16 protein-coding genes and 1 tRNA gene are annotated in these 24,008 nt (G+C 74.3%); 14 read left to right on the forward strand and 3 right to left on the reverse strand.

From position 1 onward, the window contains the following. Nucleotide 1 precedes the first annotated feature (1 nt). Nucleotides 2–1,969, reverse strand: a complete 1,968-nt coding sequence (locus ACZ3HQ_RS10880) for an alpha/beta hydrolase family protein (protein WP_467509497.1) — start codon at nt 1,967–1,969, stop codon at nt 2–4. A 208-nt stretch (nt 1,970–2,177) separates the two neighbouring features. Here ACZ3HQ_RS10880 and ACZ3HQ_RS10885 point away from each other — a divergent pair, with 208 nt between their 5' ends. The 3 genes from ACZ3HQ_RS10885 (at nt 2,178) to ACZ3HQ_RS10895 (ending at nt 6,145) form a co-directional block, all read left to right on the forward strand. Then, complete coding sequence (locus tag ACZ3HQ_RS10885) at nt 2,178–3,425, forward strand: MFS transporter (RefSeq protein ID WP_467509499.1); 1,248 nt, start codon at nt 2,178–2,180, stop codon at nt 3,423–3,425. Between the two features lie 63 nt (nt 3,426–3,488). Further along, nucleotides 3,489–5,396, forward strand: a complete 1,908-nt coding sequence (locus tag ACZ3HQ_RS10890; RefSeq protein ID WP_467509501.1) for a non-ribosomal peptide synthetase — start codon at nt 3,489–3,491, stop codon at nt 5,394–5,396. Beyond that, on the forward strand, nt 5,393–6,145 hold the full coding sequence (locus ACZ3HQ_RS10895) for a thioesterase II family protein (protein WP_467509503.1): 753 nt from the start codon (nt 5,393–5,395) through the stop codon (nt 6,143–6,145). The genes ACZ3HQ_RS10890 and ACZ3HQ_RS10895 overlap by 4 nt, the downstream gene beginning before the upstream one ends. A 62-nt stretch (nt 6,146–6,207) precedes the next feature. Here ACZ3HQ_RS10895 and ACZ3HQ_RS10900 read toward each other — a convergent pair whose 3' ends face one another. Beyond that, nucleotides 6,208–9,168 carry a type I polyketide synthase gene (locus ACZ3HQ_RS10900; protein ID WP_467509505.1) on the reverse strand — a complete coding sequence of 987 codons (2,961 nt, stop codon included), beginning with the start codon at nt 9,166–9,168 and terminating at the stop codon, nt 6,208–6,210. Nucleotides 9,169–9,358: 190 nt separating this feature from the next. On the opposite strand from ACZ3HQ_RS10900, the gene ACZ3HQ_RS10905 reads away from it, so the two are divergent. The 7 genes from ACZ3HQ_RS10905 to ACZ3HQ_RS10935 all read left to right on the forward strand — a co-directional run bounded on the left by ACZ3HQ_RS10905 (nt 9,359) and on the right by ACZ3HQ_RS10935 (nt 18,620). After that, nucleotides 9,359–12,463, forward strand: coding sequence for an amino acid adenylation domain-containing protein (locus ACZ3HQ_RS10905; protein ID WP_467509507.1), 3,105 nt, complete (start codon nt 9,359–9,361; stop codon nt 12,461–12,463). Beyond that, nucleotides 12,460–13,689, forward strand: a complete 1,230-nt coding sequence (locus tag ACZ3HQ_RS10910) for a cytochrome P450 (RefSeq protein WP_467509509.1) — start codon at nt 12,460–12,462, stop codon at nt 13,687–13,689. Before ACZ3HQ_RS10905 ends, ACZ3HQ_RS10910 begins: the two co-directional genes overlap by 4 nt. 31 nt (nt 13,690–13,720) lie before the next feature. Beyond that, entirely contained in the window at nt 13,721–14,950 is a 1,230-nt protein-coding gene (locus ACZ3HQ_RS10915) for an ATP-grasp domain-containing protein (protein WP_467509511.1), read from the forward strand. Beyond that, complete coding sequence (locus tag ACZ3HQ_RS10920; protein WP_467509513.1) at nt 14,947–15,381, forward strand: RidA family protein; 435 nt, start codon at nt 14,947–14,949, stop codon at nt 15,379–15,381. The genes ACZ3HQ_RS10915 and ACZ3HQ_RS10920 overlap by 4 nt, the downstream gene beginning before the upstream one ends. Beyond that, a complete protein-coding gene (locus tag ACZ3HQ_RS10925; RefSeq protein WP_467509515.1) occupies nt 15,378–16,376 on the forward strand; it encodes an alpha/beta hydrolase in 999 nt (332 codons plus the stop codon). Before ACZ3HQ_RS10920 ends, ACZ3HQ_RS10925 begins: the two co-directional genes overlap by 4 nt. Before the next feature lie 17 nt (nt 16,377–16,393). Further along, entirely contained in the window at nt 16,394–17,653 is a 1,260-nt protein-coding gene (locus ACZ3HQ_RS10930; RefSeq protein WP_467509517.1) for an ATP-grasp domain-containing protein, read from the forward strand. A 67-nt stretch (nt 17,654–17,720) separates the two neighbouring features. Continuing rightward, nucleotides 17,721–18,620 carry an aminoglycoside phosphotransferase family protein gene (locus ACZ3HQ_RS10935; RefSeq protein WP_467509518.1) on the forward strand — a complete coding sequence of 300 codons (900 nt, stop codon included), beginning with the start codon at nt 17,721–17,723 and terminating at the stop codon, nt 18,618–18,620. A gap of 114 nt (nt 18,621–18,734) precedes the next feature. Here ACZ3HQ_RS10935 and ACZ3HQ_RS10940 read toward each other — a convergent pair. Further along, nucleotides 18,735–18,818, reverse strand: a tRNA-Leu gene (locus tag ACZ3HQ_RS10940). A gap of 438 nt (nt 18,819–19,256) precedes the next feature. On the opposite strand from ACZ3HQ_RS10940, the gene ACZ3HQ_RS10945 reads away from it, so the two are divergent. From ACZ3HQ_RS10945 to ACZ3HQ_RS10960, 4 genes are all read left to right on the forward strand, one after another. Next, nucleotides 19,257–20,111: an FhaA domain-containing protein gene (locus ACZ3HQ_RS10945; protein WP_164186981.1), complete on the forward strand. Its 855-nt coding sequence runs from the start codon at nt 19,257–19,259 to the stop codon at nt 20,109–20,111. A 10-nt stretch (nt 20,112–20,121) separates the two neighbouring features. After that, nucleotides 20,122–20,658, forward strand: coding sequence for an FHA domain-containing protein FhaB/FipA (locus ACZ3HQ_RS10950; protein WP_467509521.1), 537 nt, complete (start codon nt 20,122–20,124; stop codon nt 20,656–20,658). A 141-nt stretch (nt 20,659–20,799) separates the two neighbouring features. Continuing rightward, the gene (locus ACZ3HQ_RS10955; RefSeq protein ID WP_467509523.1) at nt 20,800–22,353 is read left to right on the forward strand and encodes a Stp1/IreP family PP2C-type Ser/Thr phosphatase; all 1,554 of its coding nucleotides are present in this window, start codon (nt 20,800–20,802) and stop codon (nt 22,351–22,353) included. A gap of 27 nt (nt 22,354–22,380) precedes the next feature. Beyond that, entirely contained in the window at nt 22,381–23,844 is a 1,464-nt protein-coding gene (locus ACZ3HQ_RS10960) for an FtsW/RodA/SpoVE family cell cycle protein (RefSeq protein ID WP_467509525.1), read from the forward strand. The last annotated feature ends 164 nt before the right edge of the window (nt 23,845–24,008 follow it).

The following is a 24,008-nucleotide window of genomic DNA, read 5'->3' on the forward strand; positions in this document are numbered from 1 at the left end:
GTCAGAGCGCCGGGGTGAAGCCGAGGGCCTCGCCGTACTGCCTCAGCTCGGCGTGGAGCGCGGTGACGATGTTCTCCGCCTTGCGGAAGCCGTGGCCCTCGCCCTCGAAGGTGAGGTACTCGCACGCCACTTTGCGCTCGGCGAGCCGCTCGGCCATCAGCCGGCTCTGCGCGGGCGGGCACACCTTGTCCTCCATGCCCTGGAGCAGCACGAACGGCGCCTTGATCCGGTCGGCCCCGGCAAGCGGGGAGCGCTCCTCGTAGCGGGACGCGGCCTCGGGCCAGGGGCCGATGAGGCTGTCGAGGTAGCGGGACTCGAAGTCGTGGGTCCCGCCGGCGGCCCAGGTCACCGGGTCCAGCAGCGGGAAGTAGACGCCCGCCGCGCCGTACAGGTCCGGTTCGGCGCACAGCGACGCGGCGGCGGTCCAGCCGCCGGCGCTGCCGCCCCGGATGGCGAGGCGCGCGGGGTCCGCGAGCCCCTCGGCGACCAGCCCGCGGGCCACGGCGGCACAGTCCCGCACGTCGGTGAGCCCCCAGTTCCCGCGCAGCCGTTCGCGATAGGCCCGGCCGTAGCCGGAGGAGCCGCCGTACTGGACGTCGGCCACGCCGATGCCGCGGCTGGTGAAGAAGTTGATGTCCTGCCGGAGCACCAGCGCGCTGCGGCTCGTCGGACCCCCGTGCACGAAGATCAGCCACGGCGGCAGCTCGTCGTCCGGTCCGGCGTGGTCGGGGCTGTGGGGCGGGTAGAGGTGCGCGTACACCTCCTGGCCGTCCGCGCCGGGAAAGGCGCGGGTGTACGGCGCCGGGGCCCAGGCGTCGAACTCGGTCCCCGAGGGGGGCCGCACCACGGTCACGGTGCCGTCGGCCGGATCGGCGACGACGACGGTGCGGCGGCGGCGCGGACCTGCGCAGACCGCGGCGAGGAGGCGGCCGTCGGTGGCGGGCGAACTCCACTCGGTGCCGGCCGCGACGAATCCCTCCGGATCGCGCAGGGCGCCGTCCGGGGAGAGGATGCCCAGCCGGCGCTCCCCGGTGCCGTGCACCACCGCGAGGGTGCCGTCGCGCAGCGGCACGATCCAGCGCTGCCCGATGCGCCACAGGGCGTCGCCGAACTCCTCCTCGGCGGGGCGCAGGTTGCGCACGGTGCCGTCGGGGGAGACGGCGTGGACGTTCCACCAGCCGTCCGGGTCGGTGACCGCGTACAGGACGCCGGAACCGTCGGCGGCCCACTCCGCCTGGGTGACCGCCTGGCGGGGTTCGGCACCGGCGAGGTCGCCGAGCACGGCGCGCACCTCGGCGAGTTCACCGGACGGTGTGATGTCCGCGACCATCAACTCGGTGGCGTCCCAGGGGAGATCGGGGTGGTTCCAGCCGATCCAGGCCACCCGGTCACCGCCGGGCTCGATCCGGGGGCCGGTCAGGAACTGGTGGCCGCCCGCCAGTTCGCGCACCCGGCCCGCGTCGGCGCGGGCACTCCCGTCCAGCGGTACGGCGACCAGGTGCCGGACGACCCGGGTGCCCGCCTCGTCGGCCACCGTCTCGCGCACGCACCAGACCTCGTCGCCGCGCACGGTGGGGTCCGCGTAGCGCAGCTCCGCCGCCCAGCTCCCGGGCGGGGTCAGGGGAAGCGGGTCGGCGCCGGGCCGCCAGAGGTGGAGCCGCTGGTCGGGGCCGTGGGTGAAGACGACGCCGTCGGCGGGGTCGCCGGAGACCGCCCGCCACGGGCGGCCGCCGTACTCGATCACCCGGGTCCGTACGTCCCACCGGCCGGGCAGCGCCTCCACCGGGCCGTCCGGGCCGCCTCGCATCAGCGCGGCCCGGCCACCGTCCTCCGGCAGGGGTTCGGTCCACCAGACCTCGCTCCCGACGAAGTCCACCCACTCGGGCAGGGCCTCACCGCCGGCGACGTCGTCGGCGCCGATCGGGGAGACCCAGCTCCCGTACGGGGCGGTGCGTTGTCCGTGGGCCATGGGTGCCTCCTGGAGGGTCGTTCCGGACGCGAACGATTGACAATATTGGCAAAAGGTTGTCACGCTACTTTCTCAGTTGGCAACGCTTGCCTCGCAGGAGGGTCTGCCGGTGAGCGAACAAGGCTGAAAACAAGCCCTTCATCTGCATGCTCGGCCTGAACGCCACCTTGGCAACTCATTGCCTACCGTTGATGTCAGGAGCACCGCCATGACCCAGCAGACCGCCGTGCAGCAGACCGGCGCGTCGCTCAGCGCGCCACGGCATCTCCGGCCGGCGCTCTTCCTGGACCACTTCTTCGGCAGCCTCGGCCTGTTCACGGTCTTTCCCGTGCTCGGCCTGCTGCTGGCCGCCCGCACCTCGGGCATGGGCACCGGCTGGGTGGGCACCGGGCTGTTCTGCTACACCGCGTCGGCCGGACTGTCCGCCCTGGTGCTCAACCGGTGGCTGCACCGCGTCGGTTACCGCACCGGGATGGTCGGCGGTGTGCTGCTCTCGGCCCTCGCCTTCGGCTCGCTGCCCTACCCGACGCTCCCCTGGGCGCTGTGCGGGCTGCTGATCCTCGCGGGCACCGGGGTGAGCGTGCACTACACGGTCTCCCGTGTGCTCATCGCCGAGGCGGTGGGCGACGACATCGGCCGGCACCGGATCTTCTCGCTGTTCCAGATCGCTGTGAACGCCGGTGCGATGCTCGGCCCGTTCCTCGCCAACGCGCTGTACGGGGGCGGCGATCCGCGTCCGCTGATGACCGTGATCGCGCTGTGCTACCTGCTCGCCGGCGCCGTGATGGTCCCCGGCATCCCGCGCGGCCACCGGCCGCCCCCCACCTCCGGAAGCTGGCCGCTGAGCCGGGCGATGCTGCGCGAGGTGGTGCGTACCTCCGCCGTGTGGCGGCTGGTCGTGGTCGGCACCCTCGGCACCTTCGTCTACGCGCAGTTCTACTCGGCGTTCGCCCTGTACGTCGGCCGGGACTTCGAATCCGGTGCCGTGCGCTCGGTCCTGCTGGCCGTGCCCGCGGTCTCCATCGTGGTGCTGCAGACCGTCGTGACGGCGGGCGTCGGGCGTCTCATGAAGGCCGGCCGCACCCCGCTCACCCTGCTGGGGTACGCCAACCTGCTGTTCGCGGCGGCCATGCTGCTGCTCGGCCTCGGAACGCCCGAGCTGCTCGGCGCGGCCCTCGCGGTGGTCGTCTTCGCCCTCGCCGAAATGGTGTGGGCACCCATGATGAGCACCGCCTTCGCCTCCCTGCGCACCGGCTCCAGCCTGGAGGTCATGCACCTGCGCCAGGTGTGCCGGACCGCCGGTGACTCGCTCGGCTCCCTGGCGGGCGGCTCGCTCTTCCTGCTCCTGCACGACGCCGGCCGGGGACGGCTGTACTGGGTCGCCCTCGGTGTCCTCACCCTGGCCACCACGCTGCCGCTCGCCTTTCGCGACCGGCGCCCCGGCCGGCCGGCCTGACGCCGCCCACGCGGCTCCCTCCTCCGCCCTCACCCGCCCAGCTCACAGCAAAGGACTCTCCCCATGTCCCTCACCGAAGCCGCAGCGGCGCCCCCGGCCACCGGGACGACGGCCCACCGGCCGCCGGTGCACGAACTCGTCTCCCGTTTCGCCCGCCTGACCCCCCGTCGCCCCGCCGTGCGCAGCGGCGACGCCACCATCGGCTACGGCGGCCTGGACGCCTGGGCGTCCCGTGTCGCGGCCCGGCTGGCGGCGGCCGGCGTGGGCCGCGGGGACCGGGTGGCGGTCCTGGCCGCGCCCGGCACCGCGATGGTGGCCGGGGCGCTGGGCATCCTGAAGTCCGGCGCGGCCTACGTACCGGTGGACCGGGCCCTCCCCGACCACCGGGTCGCCGCCGTGCTCGCCGACGCGCGGGTGAGCGCCGTCGTCGTCACGGCGGACCTGGCACACCGGATCGGCGGGGACGTTCCCGTGGTCCGCGCCGAGGACGCCGAGCAGCCGGACGACGGCGACCAGGACGACGAGCCCGAGGGGAGCCGTCCGGACCGCGCCGCCTCCCCGGCCGACCCCGCCTATCTGATCTACACCTCGGGCACCACCGGAGAGCCCAAGGGTGTCCTGGTCGAGCACGCCCAGTTGTCCGCCTCCACCGCGGCGCGTGCCGAGGTCTACCCGGACCCCGGTGTCTTCCTGCTCGTCTCGCCGCTCGCCTTCGACTCCTCCGTGGCCGGACTCTGGGGCACCCTCACCACGGGCGGCACGCTGGTGGTCGCCCGGCCCGAGGAGGTGACGGACCCCGAGCGGCTGCTGGGGCTCGTCGACCGGCACGCGGCGACCCGCCTGCTCTGCGTGCCCTCGCTCTACTCGGTGCTGCTGGACGCGGCCGAGCGCACCGGCACGGCGGCGCTGCGCTCGCTGCGCACGGTGATCATGGCCGGGGAACCGCTGCCCCAGACCCTGCTGGACCGCCACTTCCGCCTGCTGCGCGACACCGAGCTGGTCAACGAGTACGGCCCCACCGAGGCCACCGTGTGGGCCAGTTACCGGCGCTACACCGCACCGGCCCCGGTCACCATCGGCCGAGCGGTGCCCGGTGTCTCCCTGTACGTGCTGGACGAGCGGGGCGAGCCGGTGCCGGACGGCACCGAGGGCGAGCTGTACATCGGCGGCGAGCAGGTGGCGCGCGGCTACTTCGGCCGGCCGGAGGCCACCGCGGCGGCGTTCTCGCCCGACCCGCACCGGCCGGGCGGCCGCCGCTACCGCACCGGGGACCTGGTCGTCCGCCGCCCCGACGGCACCCTGGACTTCCGCGGCCGCGGCGACCACCAGGTGAAGATCCGGGGCCACCGGGTGGAACTGGGCGCGGTCGAGGAGGAACTGCGCGGGCTGCCCGGTGTCCGGGACGCCGCCGTCGTCCCCGACGCCGGCCGCACGCTGCTCACCGGCTTCGTCCGGACCGAGCCGGGCACCGACCCGGCCGCGCTGCGGCAGGCGCTGGCCCGGCGGCTGCCGGACGCCATGGTCCCCGCGCGGCTGCTGGCCGTGGACGCGTTCCCCCTGACCGTCAACGGCAAGGTGGACCGCGCCGCGCTCGCCGAGCGGGCCGAGCGGCCCCCCGTGGCCGCCCCCGAGGCCCCCGCCGTACAGGGGGACACCACCGCCCAGGTGGCCGCGGCCTGGGCGGAGGTGCTGAAGCTCCCCTCGGTGCCGCTGGACGTCAACTTCTTTGACCTGGGCGGTCATTCGCTCACCATGTACCAGCTCCAGACCGCGCTGGAGAGCCGTACCGGCGTGCGCCCGTCGGTGGTCTCGCTCTTCCGGCACACGACCGTCACCACCCAGGCCGCCCTGCTCGCGGCCGGCGCCGAGGACGGCCGCGACGACTCGGCGGCCGGCCGCCGTGAGGCCGCGGCCCGCCGGGTCAGCGCCCGGCGCGCCCGCCGCAGCCGTGACAAGGAGGATGTCGCATGACCAGCCCCGCCCCGGACGCCACGCACGAGCTGTGGCTGCACACCGTCGCCGACCGTCCCGACGCCACCCACCGGCTGGTGTGCTTTCCGCACGCCGGGGGTTCGGCCTCCTTCTTCCGGGAGTGGGCGGCCGTACCCGGCTGCGCGGTGCACGCCGTGCGGTATCCCGGCCGGGCCGAACGCCTCGCGGAACCCTGCGCCACGGACCTGCGGGCCCTGGCCGACGACATCGCCCGGGCGCTGCTTCCGCTGGCGGACCGGCCGCTGGTCCTCTTCGGACACAGCCTGGGCGCGGCCGTGGCCCTGGAGACCGCGCGCTCCCTCCAGGGGCGCGGTGTCGACGTCGCGCATCTCTTCGCGTCGGGCTCGCGCAACGCGCCGCTGCCCGAGCCGGAACCCTTCACCGACGACGACGAGGACGACGCGACCGTGGCCGCCCGTCTGGTGGCCATGGGCGGCACCGACCCCGAGCTGGCGGCCGACCCCTTCTTCCAGGAGCTGGTCATCCCGTACGTCCGCGCCGACGGCCGGCTCTTCCACAGCTATGCCATGGAGCCGGGCCCGCTTCTGACCTGCCCGGTGACGACCGTGGTCGGAGACGCGGACGCGGACGCCGACCTGCGGCCGTGGCCGGAGCTGACCAGCGGCCCGTTCCGTGAACACACCGTGCGCGGCGGCCACTTCTACCTCATCGACGAGCCGCCGTACGCGCTCGTCGAGCAGGCGCTGGCCGGCGCGTCCCGGACCTGAACGACCCACGACGGCGCCCCCGGAACCCATCGGTTCCGGGGGCGCCGTCGTCGTGGCGGGGCTCAGCCCACGGGCGCGGTGTCCCGCTCCGCCAGCAGCCCCCGCACGATCTCCCGCTGGCTGCCGAGGGTACGCGCGAGGAACATCTCGCGGATGGGCACCTTCACCCCCAGCTCCAGCTTGATCCGGCGGGCCAGGTGCGTGGTGAGCAGCGAGTCCCCGCCGAGGGCGAAGAAGTCCGAGCCGTCGGTCAGCTCCGCGTGGCCGAGCAGGTCGGCCCAGAGTCCGGCCAGCACCTGTGCCGGGTCGGCCGGAGCACCCTCCCGCTCGTCGGCCTCGCCGGCCACCGTGCCGGCCGGGACGGCGGCCTCCTCGGGTCGGGGTGCGGCGGGGCGGGCGGCGGCTTCCGGGGCGATCCAGCGCGGTCCGGCGAAGGGATAGCCGGGCAGGTGCACCGGCTCGCCGTGTGCGCACAGGGCGCCGGTGGACAGCGGCTGGCCCAGGGTCCACAGCGTGCCCAGCGCGGCCAGCACCTCCTCGGCGGGGCGCTCGGTGCGGTCCGGGCTCAGCGGGACGGGGGTGAGGCCCGCCGCGGCCGCCATCGCCGACAGGGCCCGGCCGGGGCCGACCTCGACCGCCACCGCGCCGGGGTGCCGACGGGCCAGTGCGGCCAGCGCGTCCGCGAACCGCACGGTCCCGCGCGCCTGGTCGACGTAGTCCCGGGCGACGGGCGTGCTGCCGGCCGGGAGGATGTCGCCGGTGCGGTTCACCGCGATCGGCAGCGTGATGCGGCGCGGCGCGAGACCCTCCGCCGCGGCCGCGAGCGCCGGCAGGGCCGGCTCGATCAGCGCCGAGTGGAAGGCGTGGCTGGTGCGCAGCGGCCTGGCGTGCACACGGTCGCCGACGCGGGCGAGGAAGCGCTCGACCTCGTCCCGGGCACCGGCCAGCACACAGCTCTCGGGAGCGTTGTGCGCGGCGAGTTCGAGAGTGCAGCCGAACTCCCCGGCCAGGGCCAGCGCGGTGGCCGGGTCGCATTCGAGGGCGGCCATCGCGCCCGCGGGGCAGTCGGCCATGGCCCGTCCGCGGGCCACCACCAGCCGGGCGGCCTCGGCGAGTTCCAGGCCGCCCGCGACGGCGATCGCGGTGATCTCCCCAAGACTGTGTCCGGCGAGCGCGACCGGGCCGATGCCGAGCGCGCGCAGGGCTCGGGCGGCGGCGTACTCGACCGCGAACAGCGCCGGCTGGGCGAGCGAGGTGGCGGCGAGCCGCTCGGCCGGGAAGCCGGTGTCCAGCAGGGCGGCGCGCACCTCGTCCGCGACATCCTGCGGGAAGGCGGCCAGGCACTCCTCCAGCGCGGCGCCGAAGCCGGGCAGGGCCGCCCTGAGGGGCAGGGCCATACCGGGCCGCTGGGCTCCCTGACCGGGGAAGAGCAGCACGACGGGTGCCGGTGCCCCGGCGGCGGTCCCGCGTACGGTGCCGTGGCGGCCGGCCCGCAAGCGCTCGACGGCCTCGGCGGTGTCCCGCGCGGTCACCGCGAGGCGCGCGGGCAGGGCGGCCCGCCGGACGAGGGTGCTCGCGACGTCGTCGAGCGCCGGGGCGGACGGCTGTCCGAGGTGTGCGGCCAGGCGGGCCGCGGCGCGGTCCAGCGCGGCGTCCTCCTGGGCGGAGAGCAGGAGCAGCTCGCCCGCCTCGCGCGGCTCCCGGGCCGGCCGGGGCGGGCGTACGGGGGGCTGCTCGACGATGACGTGCGCGTTCGTGCCGCCGACGCCGAAGGAGGAGACACCGGCTCTGCGCGGCCCGGACGCCGTCCACTCCACGGGCGCGTCCGGCACGTACAGCGGTGAACCCTCGGTCTCCAGCAGCGGGTTGAGCCGCCGGAAGCCGGCCACGGGCGGGATGACGCCCTCCTTCACCACCAGCAGCGTCTTGATCAGTGAGGCCACCCCCGCCGCGTTGTCGAGGTGGCCGGTGTTGGCCTTCAGGGCGCCGACGGCGATGCTGTCCGCCGGGGCTCCGAGCCCCGCGTAGGCCGCGGAGGCGGCGGCCCACTCGATGGGGTCGCCGACGCGGGTGCCGGTGGCGTGCGCCTCCAGGTAGCCGATCGAGTCGGCGGGGACGTCCGCCGCGGTGACCGCCGCACGGATCACGCTCTCCTGGCCGTCGACCGAGGGGGCGTAGTAACCGGCCTTGCCGGAGCCGTCGTTGTTCACGGCGGTGCCGAGCAGGACGCCGTAGGGGTCGGGGCCGGGCTCCTCCTCGGTGTCGGTGAGCCGGCGCAGCACCACGGCCGCGACCCCGGAGCCGGAGACGACGCCGTCCGCGTCCGCGTCGAAGGGCCGGCAGTCCCCGGTGGCGGAGTGGATGCCGCCCGCCACGTGGAGGTGCCCGTGCTGGGGATGGGCGATGCCCGCGCCGACCACGAGTGCCTGGTCGCAGTCGCCGCTCAGCAGCGCCTGCACGGCGAGGTGCACCGCGACGAGCGAGGAGGAGCAGGCGGTCTGCACCGCGATCGCCGGGCCGGTCAGACCGAGCTTGTAGGAGATCAGGCTCGCCATGAAGTCCGGCTCGGTGCCGTGCAGGGCGTCTTCCAGCGTGAGCGGGTCGAGCTTGCCGGAGGCGACCATGCTGCGCAGGTATCCGCTGCTGCTGGCGGTGGCGAACACGGCGGTGGTGGGCAGTCCGGCGGAGCGGGGCGCGCAGCCCGCGTCCTCCAGGGCGGCCCAGGCCGTCTCCAGCATCAGCCGGTGCTGCGGGTCCATCATCTCGGCCTCGCGCGGGCTGACCCGGAACAGGGCGTTCTCGAACCGGTCGGCGTCGGCCAGATGACCGTGCACCGGTACATGGTCGGGGTCCGCCACCAGGCGGGGGTCCACTCCGGCGTCGATCAGTTCGGCCCGCTCGTAGCGCCGGGTGAGGACCTGCCCGGCGAGCACCGCGTCCCACCACTCGGCGAGGTCGGGTGCGCCCGGGAACCGGGCGGCGATGCCGGTGACGGCGATGTCGAGAGATCGATCGCGGGACATGTTTCCCCTTCGGTCGCTGAATGGTGTCCGCCGCCGACGTGCGGGGTGACCGCAGGAACGCGACGTGCAGGCCAACTGCTTGGCAAGAGGTTGCCTGATGTTGCCTAGCTGTGGCAACCTCTTGGCAACCGAGGGTGGACCGGCCCCGTGCGCCGTCCGGCCCGGCCACCGACGAGGGGAGAGCGCCGACATGCGAGCTGGAGCAGAGTGGCCGGTGCCCGACGAGGGTCTGCACGAGACCTTCGCGCGGGTCGCCCGGCGGCACCCGGAGGCCCTCGCGCTCACCGGGGCGGACGGCTCGGTGACCTACGCGGCCCTGGACGGGGCGGCCGACGCCTTCGCGGCCCGGCTGGCGGCCGCCGGAGCCGGCCCCGGCCGGGTGGTCCCGGTCCTGCTGCCCCGCGGCACCGCCCTGGTGACCGCGCTGCTGGCGGTCCTCAAGACCGGGGCCGCCTACGCCCTGCTCGACCCGGCGTGGCCCGAGCGCCGGCTGCGCGACGTCCTCGGCCAGTTGGACGCGCCCGTACTGGTGGGCACCGGGCCCGGGGCACCGGCCGGGCTGCCGCTCTGCCCGCCCCCGGACGACAGTTCCCCGGCACCGGACGGATTCCGCCCGGCCGCCGCGCGGTCCGCCGACCCCGCTTGCGTCTTCTTCACCTCGGGCACGACCGGCCGGCCCAAGGGCGTCCTGAGCCCCCACCGCGCGACCGCCCGGCTCTTCCCGCCCCCCGGCACCGGCGGCTTCGCCGGCATCCGGCCCGGCACGGTGGTCCCTGTCGCCGCCCCGATGCCGTGGGACGCCTTCTCCCTGGAGCTGTGGGGCGCACTGCTGAACGGCGCCACCGCCCTGCTGGTGACGGAGCCGTACCTGTCACCGCAGGCCCTGCGCCAGGCGATCGCCGCTCATGGGGCGGACACCGTCTGGCTGACGGCCGGTCTGTTCAACATGGTCGTGGACGAGAACCCCGACGCCTTCACCGGCCTGCGCACCCTGATGACCGGCGGCGAGCGGCTGTCCCCGGGCCACGTGGCCCGGTTCCTGCGCCGCCATCCGTCGATCACCCTGCTGAACGGCTACGGGCCGGTCGAATCCACCGTCTTCGCCACCACCCACCGCATCACCGGCGCCGACTGCGCGTCCGCCGACGGCATCCCGCTGGGCACCCCCGTACCGGGCACCCGGGTGTACGTGCTCGACGGCGACCGGCCGTGCGGTCCCGGCGAGACGGGGGAGATCTGCCTCGCCGGCCAGGGCCTGGCCCTGCGCTATCTCGGCGACCCGGCGCTCACCGAGGCCGCGTTCCCCACCGTGGACCTGGACGGCGGACCCACCCGGATCTACCGCACCGGCGACCTCGGCTCCTGGGGCGAGGACGGCCTGCTGCGCTACGGCGGCCGCGCCGACCGCCAGATCAAGATCCGCGGCCACCGGGTGGAACCGGCCGAGGTCGAGCGGCAGATCGAGGACCTGCTTCCCGCCGTGCGCGCCTGCCGCGTGCTCGCCCGCCGGGACGCGCACGGCGCCGTACGCGACCTGATCGCGTTCTGTGTCCCCCGCACGCCGGGCGACCCGCTCACCGGCGCCCTGGAGACCCTGGCGGAGGCTCTCGTGCCCTACCAGCGCCCGAGCACCGTGGTCGGTGTGGCGGAGTTCCCGCTCACCGCCGTCGGCAAGCTCGACGAACGGGCGCTGCTGGGCTCGCTGGAGGCACCGGAGCCGGGCGCCCGGCCCGGCTCCGGCTCCGACTCCGGCTCCGGCGACGCCCTGGGCGACCCGGTCGAGCGGCTCGTCGCCGAGACCTTCGCGGCCGTCCTCGGCCGCCGGACGGTCCCCGTGGACGCCTCCTTCTTCGAACTGGGCGGCACCTCCCTGGACGCGGGCCGGGTCTGCGCCCGCCTGTCCGCACGCCTGGACCGGCCCGTCCCCGTCTCCCGCATGTTCCGCGAGCCCACCGTCACCGGCCTGGCGGCCGTCCTGCGCGCCGCCCCGCCCGAGAGGAGCGGTCCGGCCGCCGACCCGGAGCGCGTCCCGCTGACGCCGCTCCAGCTCGTCTACCTCACCCGCCACCTCACCGACCCCGGTGACCGCACCGGGGAGTGCCGGCTGAGCTGGGTGATCGAGGGAGCAACGGACCCGGCCGCCCTCGCCTCGGCGGTCGCGTGGACACACGGCCGGCACGAGGCGCTGCGCGCCCGCTACGTCGTCGACCCCGCCCCGGCCGCCGTACTGCCGGGCCTGCCCCCGCCGGAACTGGAGGAGGTGGCGCCCCAGCCCACCCTGGACGCCGCCTTCAAGGCCCTTGACGCCCAGCTCTCCGACGGCCTGGAACCCACCGAGGGCGAGGTCTGGCGCACCGCCCTGGTCCCAGTCGACGACGGCGGCACCCCCCGGGCGGTCCTCGGCTGCCTGGTCCACCACATCGCCTTCGACGGCTGGTCGGAGTCGGTGCTCGCCCGCGACCTGGCGGCCGGCTACCGCCGCGCCCTCGGCCGGCCCACCGACCCGCCCCCCGCCGTGCCCACGCTCGCCGAGGCCCACACGGAGCGCCAGCGCCGACTCTCCCTCACCGGCCAGGACGGCTCACCGGACCAACTCCGCCGCCAACTGGCCGACGCGCCCGACCTCGTGTGGCCCGAAGGCCCCCGGGTGCCCGGCCCGGTCCGGCACCGCGAGCTGAGGCTGCCCCCCGCATCCGTCGCCGGGCTGGACGCCGAGGCGGCCACCGTCAGCACCACCCGCTTCACCGTGCTGCTCCGCCGGTGCGCGCTGGCACTGGCCGCAGCCACCGGGCAGCGCGATCTCACCCTCGGCGTCCCGGTGGCCCAGCGGGACACCCAGCTCGTCCAGCACGCCGTCGGCTGCCACCTCACCATGGTCCCGGTGCGCCTGCGCGGGACGGCGCTGGAGGACGGGCCGGACGCCCTGCGCGCCGCGGCCCGGTCGGTGACCGACGCGCTGGCCGCGCTGGACGTCCCCTTCCAGGACCTGCTCCGAGCCGCCGGCCGCCGCCCGCAGGGCGACCGCCCCCCGCTGTACCAGGCGCTGTTCGCCCTCCAGGACAACGCTCCCGCGCCGCTCGACCTGCCCGGCGCCACCACCCGCTTCGTCCGCCCGCCGTACGCCGACCTGCCGCTGGAGTTCCACGCCGAACTGTGGCCGGAGGACGACGGCGCCCTGCGGCTGACGGTGTCGTACCAGCCCGGAGCCGTGCCCGAGTCCGCCGTCGGCACGTTCCTGGAGACCTTCCGCACCCCGGACGCCCCGCACACCGGCCGCACAGGAGATGCCTCGTGACCGTCCTCACCGCGCACCCCGTCCAGCCCCGCCCGGCCGCGGGCCCCGCCCCCGTCGGCCGTCCCGGCCTGCTGACCGACCCCGCCCTGCACGCCACGGGCGACCCGCACGCCATCTGGCGCTGGATGCGCGAACACTCCCCCGTCCACCGGCACGAGGCCGGTGAGCTGCCCGCCTTCTGGTCGCTCACCCGCTACGAGGACATCCGCGCCGTCTACCGCGACCCCGCCACCTTCAGCTCCGCCCAAGGCGTCCTGCTGCGGCCGCTGGCGCTGGGCGAGGACCCCGGCGCCGGGCAGACCCTCGCGCTGACCGACCCTCCCCGGCACAAGCAGTTGCGCGCCCTGATGGCCGACTGGTTCAACACCCGCGCGGTCCGCGAACTGGAGGGCTTCATGCGGGACGCCGTACGGGACACGCTCGCCCTCGGGGTCGAGCGCGGCTCGTGCGACGCGGTCGACGACGTGGCCGCCCGGATCTCGATGTACACCATCGCCCGCATCATCGGGGTGCCCCGCGAGGACCAGGAGTCGCTCCTCGAATGGGCCAACGAGTGCTTCCTGGCCCACCGTTCGCTCGCCGCGCACCACGGCTTCATGGGCTACTTCATCGACCTGATGGACCGGCGCACCGCCGAACCCACCGACGACCTGATGTCCTCGCTCGCCCACGGAACCGTCGACGGCGAACCGCTCACCGAGGAGGAGATCCTCCTCAACTGCGAGAACCTGGTGGGCGCCACCGAGAACGGCCGGCTGGCGCTCGCCGCCGGGCTGCTGGCCCTGCTGGAGCACCCCGCGGAGCTGGCCCGGCTGCGGGCCGACCGCGCGCTGCTGCCCTCGGCGGGGGAGGAGATCCTGCGCTGGACCTCCAGCGCCACCCACAGCATGCGCACCGCGACCCGGTCCGTCGAGATCGGCGGCCGCCGCATCGAGGCCGGCGACAAGGTCGTCGTCTGGGTGCCCTCCGGCAACCGCGACGAGACGGTCTTCACCGACCCCTACCGCTTCGACGTGGGCCGCACGCCCAACCGCCATCTGGCGCTCGCCGCCGGGGAGCACTTCTGCATCGGCAGCACGCTGGCCCGCGTCCAGCTACGGCTGCTGCTCACCGAACTCCTGGACTCGGGCATCGAGTTGGAGCTGGCGGGCCCGGCGGTGCGGCTCAGCTCGATCCACGTGGCCGGCCCGGAGAGCGTCCCCCTGCGGGTCAGGGCGCCCCGCTGAAGCGCGCACAAGAGAGCGGAAGAGAGACGAGATGGCCCACCGGCATGTGCTCCTGATCGGCTGGCGGCCCGACGCCGTCGCGGCCCTGCACGGCCTCGGCGCCGAGGTCACCTGCGTCGTCGCGGCACACGAACTGACCGCCGCCGGCGCCTTGCTGGACGACGCACACACCCTCGTGGCCGGTGACCCGTACGCCACCGAGCCCACCCTGGCCGCCCTGGCGCGCGAGGGCCTGTCCGCCGACCGCTTCGACGTCGTCACGAGCCAGTTCGAGTACTCCCTGGTCAACGCCGCCGTCGTGGGCGGCGCGCGCAGCCCGATGAGCCCCGGGCAGGCCCTGCTGCTGCGGGACAAGGCCCTGCAGAAGCGCCGCGTCCGGGCCGCCGGTCTCCCCGTCGCCGACTCGGCGCAGGTGACCCGCCCGGCCGACCTGCACGGCTTCGCCCACTCCCGCGGCGTGCTGAAGCCGCTGGACCTGTCCGCCGGCCGGGGCGTGCGCACCTGGGCGGACGACGCCGGCCGGGCCCTGCTCGCCGAGACCCTGGCCGACTCGCCCACCCCCGGCCCCTGGCTCGCCGAGTCCTGGGTGGACGGCGCGGAACTGCACCTCGACGGGGTCGTACGGGCGGGCCGTGTCCGGTTCGTCTCCGTGGGCCGGTACCTCCAGAACCCGCTCGCCGTGCACACCGGCGGCCCCCGCGGCTCCCTCATGGAACACCCGGACCTGGACCCGAGCCTGTACGAGCGGGCGGAGGCGTTCGCGGACCGGGCCATGGCGGCACTGGACCACCACGACGGCGTGTTCCATCTGGAGGTCTACGAACAGCCCGACGGCACCTGGGTGTTCGGCGAGTGCGGCGGCCGGATCGCGGGCGGCTCCATCGACGTGATGGTCCGCCTCCAGCACGGGGTCGACCTGCACCAGGAGTGGGCCCGCGCGGTACTGGGACTTCCCCCCGCCCCGGCCCGCCCGGCCGCCGCCACCTCGTTCGGCCACGTCTTCCTGGCCGCCCCGGGCCCGCACTGCGCGCTGCCCGGCCTGACGGAGATCGCGGCCCGTCCCGGCGTACGGCACACCGCCGCCCAGCCTCCGCCCCCCGCGCCCGCCGCCCGCCTCTTCCCGGCGACGGCCGTCGTCGAAGGCAAGGACCCGCGGCACACCTTTGGACTCGTCCACGACCTCGCCGACTGGTTCGACGACCGCTGCGTACCCGCCTCCCACCCGGCAAACGCCCGACCCCTACGAGAAGAGACCCCATGACCGACGTCCCGCTCACCCACATCTCCCGGCCCGACGGGGTCGTACCGAGCAGCGGCTACACGCACCTGGTGACCGGGCCCGGCCAACTCGCCGCGCTGGCCGGTCAGATGCCCTTCGCTCCGGACGGCTCCCTGGTCGGCGAGGGCGACCCCGAGGCCCAGGCACGCCAGGTGTTCACCAACATGCGCGGTGTGCTCGCCGCGGCGGACGCCGGTTTCGACAACGTCATCAAGCTCACCTACTACGTCACCGACGCCGCGCACATCCCGGCGATCCTCGCGGTACGCGACGAGTTCATCGACACCGAGCGCCCGCCGGCCAGCACGGTCGTCCAGGTCGCCGCGCTCTACCGGCCCGAACTCCTGCTGGAGGTCGATGCGTTCGCCCTTGTTCCGCCGACCGCCCCCGCCATGACCCGGGAGACCCGATGACCCTCACCGAACCCGCGGCGTCCCGCGCCGTGCCGCACCCGCCCTTCGACCGCCAGCTCGACGGCCCGCTGCGGGAGATCCTGCGCACCCTGCCGACCCCGCTCACCCCCGACCTCATCCCGGCCCGCCGCGAGGTCGCCCGGCTCAACCGCCTCAGCGACGACGACATCCGGCGCGGCGGCGCGTTCACCGTGACCGAACGCGTCGTACCGGGCCCGGCCGGCGCCCCTGACATCTCACTGCTCGTCTGCCGCCCCACCGCCACTCCCGGCCCGCACCCGGTGATCTACAACACCCACGGCGGCGGCATGGTCGGCGGTCACAACCGGACCACCGAGCTGGCGGGCGAGCTGTCGCGCGCCGAGGCGCTCGGCATGGCCGTCGTCGCCGTGGAGTACCGGCTGGCCCCCGAACACCCCGACCCGGCACCGGTGGAGGACTGTTACGCCGGACTGCTGTGGACCGCCCGGCACGCGGCGGAACTGGGCCTGGACCCGGAGCGCATCGTGGTCAGCGGGAACAGCGCGGGCGGCGGACTGGCCGCCGCCATGGCCCTGCTCGCCCGCGACCGGGGCGGCCCCCGGCTGCTCGGCCAGATGCTCCAGTGCCCGATGCTCGACGACACCTGCGACACCCCGTCGGCGTACCAGATGGAGCGCGTCGGGCTGTGGGACCGGGTCTCCAACCTGACCGGCTGGGACGCCCTGCTCGGCGAGAGGCGCGGCACCGACGCCGTCTCCCGCTACGCCGCCCCCGCCCGTGCGGCGGACCTGCGGGGCCTCGCCCCGGCCTTCATCGACGTCGGCTCGGTGGAGTCGCTGCGCGACGAGGCCGTCACCTACGCGACCCGCATCTGGCAGCAGGGCGGCGAGGCCGAACTGCACGTGTGGTCGGGCGCCTTCCACAGCTTCGACGAATGGGTGCCGGACGCGATCGTCTCCCGGTCCGCCCAGGCGGCCCGCGTCGACTGGCTGCGGCGCCTGCTGCTCCCCTGAGCCCGAGGAGAACCACGATGAGCCCCCGTCCCGCCGCTCCCCGCCTGCTGCTCGTCGGCGGCGCCACCCCCCTGCCCTCCAGCGTGGACATCGTCGGGACGGCCCTGGCCCAGGCCCGCTCCCGCGGCATCCGCGTCGACCTCACCGGACGGCCCGACCACCTCGCGCGCACGGCGGAAGTGACGGCCCTGGCCGGCGAGGTCTTCGCCGTCGACCCCGACGACCCGGCCGCCACCCGCGCCTGGGCCCGCGACCGCGTGGCCCGGGGCGAGGGCTACGACCTCGTACTGGGCCTGCGCGACCCGGTCCAGGACGCGGTGGCCGCCTGCGCCGAGGTGTTCGGCACGCCCGGCAACTCCCCCGAGGCGGTGCGCCGCACCCGCGACAAGGACGTCTGCCGGGCCGCACTGGCCGCGGCCGGACTGCGTCAGCCGGGCGTCCGGCTCTGCGCCGACCGCGCGGACGCCCTCGCCTTCCTCGGCACCACACCGGGACCCTGGGTGGTCAAACCCCGCGCCGGGATGGGCAGTACGGGCGTCCGCAAGGTCACGGGACCGGCGGACCTGGACCTCGCCCTGGCCGAGCTGCCCACAGCCGACCCCTTCCTGCTGGAGGAGTACGTCACGGGCGAGGAGTACAGCGTCGAGGGCGTCCTGCTCGGCGACGGCCCGATGACGCTGGCCGTCACCGCCAAGGAGAAGCTCCCGCCGCCCCACTTCGTCGAGATCGGCCACGTCGTCCCGGCCGAACTGCCCGACGGGGCGTACGAGGAGATCAGCCGGGAGGTCGGCCGGGCGCTGCGCGCGCTCGGTCTGCGGGTGGGCGTCTTCCACGTCGAACTGTGGCGCACCGCCGCGGGAATCGTCCTCGGCGAGGTCCACGCCCGCCCCGGCGGCGACTGGCTGCATCAGCTCATGGCGTACGCCAGGCCCGGACTGGAGCTGTTCGGCCTGATCTACGACGACGCCTTCGGTCTGCCGGCCGCCCCGGTGCCCCCGGCCACCCGGGCCGCGGCCGTCCGTTTCCTCGCCCCGCCCGAGGGGCGCCTGGAGCGGATCGACGGCTGGGACCGGGTGACCGCGCACCCCGCGGTGCTCAGCGCCGCCCTGACCGTCGCCCCCGGCGACCTCGTCGGCCCGGTCCGCGACTCCGGCTCCCGCGCCGGCCATCTCGCGGTCGGCGCGGACACCCCGGCCGCCGCTCGCGCCCTCGCCCGCGAACTGGCCGAAACGGTCACCTTCGAGGTGACCTCCGCCACCACCCCCCTGTACCGGTAGAACCCTGCACCGGCAGAACCCTGCACCACCGACACCGGCCCGACACGAAGAGGACCACCGCATCCACATGAGCACGAGCAGGAAGATGCACGCGGGCGAGGCCCACACCGATCCCGGCCTCGTCCGGCGGCTGCTGCGCGGTCAGTTCCCCCAGTGGGCCGGCCTGCCCGTCTCCCGCCTTGAGTCCGGCGGCACGGTGAACGCCATCTACCGCCTGGGCACCGGCCTGACGGTCCGGCTGCCGCTCCTTCAGGGCGGTGCCGGGACGCTGGACCACGAGGCCCGCTGGCTGCCCCGGCTGGCGCCGCTGCTGCCGGTGCCGGTCCCCGAGGTCGTCGCGCTGGGGGAGCCCGCCGAGGGCTACCCGTGGCGGTGGGCCGTCCACCGGTGGCTGGAGGGCGAAGTCCTGGTCGAGGGCGCGGAGTACGGCACCGAGGCCGTGGCCCGCGACCTGGCGGCCTTCGTCACCGCCCTGCGCAAGGCCGGCCTGGAGGGTGGCCCTCCGGCCTACCGGGGCGGCCCGCTGAGCACGGCCGACACCGAGACCCGCTCCGCGATCGAGGCGCTGCGCCGTACCGACGAGCCCTTCGACGCCGACGCGATCACGGCCGCCTGGGAGAGGGCGCTTAAGGCACCCCACTGGACGGGAGCGCCGTGCTGGACCCACTCCGACCTGATGCCGAGCAACCTGCTGGGCGCCGACGGCCGGCTGGCGGCCGTCATCGACTTCGGCACCGCGGGCGTGGGCGACCCGGCGATCGACCTCATCCCCGCCTGGAACCTGCTGACCCCCGTCTCCCGCCCGGTCTTCCGGGCCGGGGCCGACGTGGACGACGCCACCTGGGAGCGCGGGCGCGGCTGGGCCCTGTCCATGGCGGTGATTCAACTTCCGTACTACCGGCACACCAACCCGGTCATCTCCGCGAACGCCCGCCATGTGATCGGCCAGATCCTGGCCGGCGGGTGAACACCGGGACCTGAGACCTTACTCACACGGCCGTGTCCGCCCGCCCCGGAGGGACACGGCCCTGGAAACGCCGAAGTGGGCGACATCGAAACGATGCCGCCCACTTGGGACTTGTGCGCGAGGGGGGAGTTGAACCCCCACGCCCTTTCGGGCACTGGAACCTGAATCCAGCGCGTCTGCCTATTCCGCCACCCGCGCATTGGGTGTGTCTTCCGGTTCGGCCCTTGCGGGCTGGCGCCTTCCGACATGCAGAACATTAGCACGGCCCACGGGGTGGAATCACATCCCTTCCGCACGCCCCCCACCTGGCCATCTGTCCCGCCGCGCCCGGAAACCCGCACCGCGCGGCGGCCCCCCGGGCGATCCCGCGACCGCCGCCGCTGTGGACAAAGCTGTTCACGTATCAACCTCGTACCGGTCCCGGCCATCTCATCCACAGGGGGACCGGACCGGCCGCCGGGTGCGGGACACTGGACCGGGGCCACCTCTACGATCCTCCTCCGAAGGAGTTCGAAGGGGGTCCGCTGGGGGAACCGGCTGATTGCCGGGCGCGTAGATACGATCAGTGAGCAGAACCGGCGAGGCTGCCGCGCCGAGCACGGCACGGCAGAACGGCAGCGACGGAGGAGGTGCCCCATGGGAGTCCTGAAGAAATTCGAGCAGCGTCTCGAAGGTCTGGTCAACGGCACCTTCGCCAAGGTGTTCAAGTCCGAGGTCCAGCCGGTGGAGATCGCCGGCGCGCTCCAGCGGGAGTGCGACAACAACGCGACGATCTGGAACCGCGACCGGACCGTCGTGCCCAACGACTTCATCGTGGAGCTGAGCACGCCCGACCACGAGCGGCTCAGCCCCTACTCCGGACAGCTCGGCGACGAACTGGCCGGAATGGTGCGCGACTACGCCAAGCAGCAGCGCTACACCTTCATGGGGCCGATCAAGGTCACCCTGGAGAAGGCCCCCGACCTGGACACCGGTCTGTACCGGGTGCGCAGCCGCACCCTCGCCTCCTCCAGCAGCCAGGAACCCCAGGCCCCGCACTCCGGCGGCCCGGGCCCCGCGGCCCCCCAGGCCCCCCAGGGCGGGTACGGCTACCCGCCCGCCGGAGCCCCCCCGATGCCGTCCGCGCCGCCCCCCGGCGCCCGGCCCGGCGGCTACGGCTACCCCCAGCCCGCCACCCAGCGCCCCGCGGCCGCCCCGATGGGCGGCGCCGCGACCCGGTACTGGATCGAGGTCAACGGCACCCGCCACCAGATCTCCCGCCCGACCCTGGTCATGGGCCGCAGCACCGAGGCGGACGTACGGATCGACGACCCCGGCGTCTCCCGCAGGCACTGCGAGATCCGCACCGGGACCCCCTCGACGATCCAGGACCTCGGGTCCACCAACGGCATCGTGGTGGACGGGCAGCACACCACCCGCGCTACGCTCCGCGACGGCTCGCGGATCGTCGTGGGCAGCACCACCGTTATCTATAGGCAAGCCGAAGGGTGAAGCGGGGGCAATGTCAGAGCTGACCCTCACGGTCATGCGGCTGGGTTTCCTGGCCGTACTGTGGCTGTTCGTGATCGTGGCCGTGCAGGTCATCCGCAGCGATCTGTTCGGTACGCGTGTCACACAGCGCGGAGCGCGCCGCGAGGCCCAGCGTCCGCAGGCCGCCGGCCGGCAGCAGTCCGCGCCCCCGTCCCAGCGCGGCCAGCGCGGACAGCGGGCCCAGCAGAGCGGCGGCGGCCGCCAGCGGCGCAACGCGCCCAGCAAGCTCGTCGTCACCGAGGGCACCCTCGCCGGGACCACCGTGGCGCTCCAGGGCCAGACCATCACCCTGGGCCGCGCGCACGACTCCACGATCGTGCTGGACGACGACTACGCCTCCAGCCGGCATGCCAGGATCTACCCCGACCGCGACGGCCAGTGGATCGTGGAGGACCTCGGCTCCACCAACGGCACCTACCTGGACCGGTCCCGGCTGACGACCCCGACACCGGTCCCGCTGGGCGGCGCGATCCGCATCGGCAAGACCGTCATCGAGCTGCGGAAGTAGTGCTACACCAATGAATGAGCGCGAGCGGAGCGAGCACGCGGCGGCGGACCGCAATCCGGTCCCCGGCGCGCTCCCGACCGGAGGGTGGGCAGTGTGGCTCGACACGACCGGCTGTACCCGGAGCCGACTGGCGAGGTGCGCATGAGCCTGTCACTGCGCTTCGCCGCCGGATCGCACAAGGGCATGATCCGGGAGGGCAACGAGGACTCCGGTTACGCCGGTCCGCGCCTGCTCGCCATCGCCGACGGCATGGGCGGCCAGGCCGCCGGTGAGGTCGCCTCCTCCGAGGTCATCTCCACCCTGGTCACGCTCGACGACGACGTGCCCGGCTCCGACATCCTCACCTCGCTCGGCACCGCCGTGCGCCGCGCCAACGAACAACTGCGCTCCATGGTCGAGGAAGACCCCCAGCTCGAAGGCATGGGGACCACCCTGACCGCGCTGCTGTGGACCGGCCAGCGGCTCGGCCTCGTGCACGTCGGCGACTCGCGCGCCTACCTGCTCCGCGACGGCATGCTCAGCCAGATCACCCAGGACCACACCTGGGTGCAGCGCCTGGTCGACGAGGGCCGGATCACCGAGGAGGAGGCCGGCGCCCACCCGCAGCGCGCCCTGCTGATGCGCGCCCTCGGCAGCGGCGACCACGTCGAGCCCGACCTCTCCATCCGCGAGGTCCGCGCCGGCGACCGCTACCTGATCTGCTCCGACGGACTCTCCGGCGTCGTCTCCCACCAGACGATGGAGGAGGCGCTCGCCAGCTACCAGGGCCCGCAGGAGACCGTGCAGGAGCTGATCCAGCTCGCGCTGCGCGGTGGCGGCCCCGACAACATCACGGTGATCGTCGCCGACGTGCTCGACCTGGAGACCGGCGACACCCTCGCCGGGCAGCTCTCCGACACCCCGGTCGTGGTCGGTGCCGTCGCCGAGAACCAGCACCACCTGAACCACGACAACGGCATCATGCAGACCCCGGCCGGCCGCGCCTCGCACCTCGGCCGCCAGGGCCGCAGGCAGTCCGGCGGCGGACGGCACGGCGGGCCCGCCGGTGACACCGAGGAATACGCGCCCGAGGGCAGCTTCGGCGAGTACTCCAAGGAGGACTTCACCAAGCCCCGCAAGGGCCGCCGCTGGCTGAAGCGTTCCCTCTGGAGCGCGCTGGCCCTCGCGGTGATCGGCGGAGCCGTCTACGGCGGCTGGCGCTGGACCCAGACCCAGTACTACGTCGGGGTCAACGGCGAGCACGTCGCGCTCTACCAGGGCATCAGCCAGGACCTCGCCTGGGTCTCGCTGTCCAAGGTGGAGCAGGACCACCCCGAGATCGAACTCAAGTACCTGCCCGCGTACCAGCAGAAGCAGGTCAAGAACACGATCGTGGTGGCGGGCGGCCTGTCCCAGGCCCGTTCCAAGGTGCAGGCCCTCTCCGTGCAGGCGTCCGCCTGCCGCAAGGAGGCCGAGCGCACCGCCGCCGAGCGGGAGCAGCAGAACTCCAAGACGGGCCAGGGCGCGACCGGCGGCACCACCGGTGCCACCAAGACCGCCTTCACCAAGGCCAGCCCCTCGCCGGACCCCTCGGCCTCCGGGTCGAAGTCGCAGGCGTCGCCCTCGAAGTCCCCGACCGCATCCGCCACTCCCCGGCCCGGCCCCAGCCTCTCCGAGGATGAGCAGAAGGTCGCCGATCAGTGCGGCAAGCAGTAGGCAAGCCGTGAGAGGCCCCGTCACACGATGAGCAGTACTACCAACACGCCGACGCACCACACGTCCACGATCGGCTCGATCGGTGCGCCGAGCCGCCGCAACACCGAGCTGGCCCTGCTGATCTTCGCCGTGGCCATCCCGGTGTTCGCCTACGCCAACGTGGGCCTGGCCCTCAACGACCAGGTCCCCGCGGGCCTGCTCGGCTACGGCCTGGGCCTCGGCCTGCTGGCGGGCGTCGCCCACCTCGCGGTGCGCAAGTTCGCCCCGTACGCCGATCCGCTGATGCTGCCGCTGGCCACCCTGCTCAACGGGCTCGGCCTGGTGTGCATCTGGCGCCTGGACCAGTCGAAGCTGCTGCAGTCCATCGGCCAGGCGGGCGGCAAGGCCACCAACCAGCTCGTCTACACCGCGCTGGGCATCATCCTGTTCGCCGTCGTGCTGATCTTCCTCAAGGAACACCGCACGCTGCAGCGGTACACATACATCTCCATGGTGGCCGCGCTCGTCCTGCTGCTGCTCCCGCTGGTGCCCGGCCTCGGTGCCGACCTGACCTACGGTGCCAAGATCTGGATCAAGATCGGCAGCTTCACCATCCAGCCCGGTGAGTTCGCCAAGATCGTGCTCGCGGTCTTCTTCGCCGGCTATCTGATGGTCAAGCGGGACGCGCTCGCGCTCGCCAGCCGCCGCTTCATGGGCCTCTACCTGCCGCGCGGCCGCGACCTGGGGCCGATCCTGGTGGTGTGGTTCACCTCGATCATCATCCTGGTGTTCGAGACGGACCTCGGCACCTCGCTGCTCTTCTTCGGCATGTTCGTGATCATGCTGTACGTGGCCACCGAGCGGACGAGCTGGATCGTCTTCGGTCTGCTGATGAGCGCTGTGGGCGCGGTCGGCGTCGCGAGCTTCGAGCCCCACGTGCAGCAGCGTGTCCAGGCTTGGCTCGACCCGATGAAGGAGTACACGCTCTCCCGGCAGGGCCAGGTCGGTCACTCCGACCAGCTCCAGCAGGCCCTGTGGGCGTTCGGCTCCGGCGGCACCCTCGGCACCGGATGGGGCCAGGGCCACTCCGAGCTGATCCGCTTCGCCGCCAACTCCGACTTCATCCTCGCCACCTTCGGTGAGGAGCTGGGCCTGGCCGGCATCATGGCGATCCTGCTGGTCTACGGCCTGATCGTCGAGCGCGGTGTGCGCACCGCCCTCGCCGCCCGCGACCCCTTCGGCAAGATGCTCGCGGTGGGCCTGTCCGGCGCCTTCGCCCTCCAGGTGTTCGTCGTCGCCGGCGGTGTGATGGGGCTCATCCCGCTGACCGGTATGACGATGCCCTTCCTCGCGTACGGCGGTTCGTCCGTCATCGCCAACTGGGCGCTCATCGGCATCCTGATCCGCATCAGCGACACCGCCCGGCGCCCGGCACCCAGCCCGGCCGGCAACCCCGACGCCGAGATGACGCAGATCGTGCGGCCCGGCACCACCGGGCCCGACCCGCAGTGAGCGCGGCGGGCGGCGGGACCGTACCTCTGGGCGGGTCCCGTCGCCGGGCCTCAGGAGCCTCCGCGCCCACAGGCACTGCCCCTAGACTGTGGGCGGCCAAGGACGGGGGCCAGCCCCAGCGACACCGAGAGACCGAAGCGACAGGCGTCCCTGTCAGCTCGTGG

The organism is Streptomyces sp. NPDC018263, from assembly GCF_055562575.1.

Excerpts from the sequence above, each read along its gene's own strand:
- ACZ3HQ_RS10950 (WP_467509521.1), top strand. The coding sequence starts at position 20,122 with ATGTCAGAGCTGACCCTCACGGTCATGCGGCTGGGTTTCCTGGCCGTA.
- ACZ3HQ_RS10935 (WP_467509518.1), top strand. The coding sequence starts at position 17,721 with ATGAGCACGAGCAGGAAGATGCACGCGGGCGAGGCCCACACCGATCCC.
- ACZ3HQ_RS10895 (WP_467509503.1), top strand. The coding sequence starts at position 5,393 with ATGACCAGCCCCGCCCCGGACGCCACGCACGAGCTGTGGCTGCACACC.
- ACZ3HQ_RS10955 (WP_467509523.1), top strand. The coding sequence starts at position 20,800 with ATGAGCCTGTCACTGCGCTTCGCCGCCGGATCGCACAAGGGCATGATC.
- ACZ3HQ_RS10880 (WP_467509497.1), bottom strand. The coding sequence starts at position 1,969 with ATGGCCCACGGACAACGCACCGCCCCGTACGGGAGCTGGGTCTCCCCG.
- ACZ3HQ_RS10890 (WP_467509501.1), top strand. The coding sequence starts at position 3,489 with ATGTCCCTCACCGAAGCCGCAGCGGCGCCCCCGGCCACCGGGACGACG.
- ACZ3HQ_RS10885 (WP_467509499.1), top strand. The coding sequence starts at position 2,178 with ATGACCCAGCAGACCGCCGTGCAGCAGACCGGCGCGTCGCTCAGCGCG.
- ACZ3HQ_RS10915 (WP_467509511.1), top strand. The coding sequence starts at position 13,721 with ATGGCCCACCGGCATGTGCTCCTGATCGGCTGGCGGCCCGACGCCGTC.
- ACZ3HQ_RS10930 (WP_467509517.1), top strand. The coding sequence starts at position 16,394 with ATGAGCCCCCGTCCCGCCGCTCCCCGCCTGCTGCTCGTCGGCGGCGCC.
- ACZ3HQ_RS10925 (WP_467509515.1), top strand. The coding sequence starts at position 15,378 with ATGACCCTCACCGAACCCGCGGCGTCCCGCGCCGTGCCGCACCCGCCC.
- ACZ3HQ_RS10920 (WP_467509513.1), top strand. The coding sequence starts at position 14,947 with ATGACCGACGTCCCGCTCACCCACATCTCCCGGCCCGACGGGGTCGTA.
- ACZ3HQ_RS10960 (WP_467509525.1), top strand. The coding sequence starts at position 22,381 with ATGAGCAGTACTACCAACACGCCGACGCACCACACGTCCACGATCGGC.
- ACZ3HQ_RS10905 (WP_467509507.1), top strand. The coding sequence starts at position 9,359 with ATGCGAGCTGGAGCAGAGTGGCCGGTGCCCGACGAGGGTCTGCACGAG.
- ACZ3HQ_RS10900 (WP_467509505.1), bottom strand. The coding sequence starts at position 9,168 with ATGTCCCGCGATCGATCTCTCGACATCGCCGTCACCGGCATCGCCGCC.
- ACZ3HQ_RS10945 (WP_164186981.1), top strand. The coding sequence starts at position 19,257 with ATGGGAGTCCTGAAGAAATTCGAGCAGCGTCTCGAAGGTCTGGTCAAC.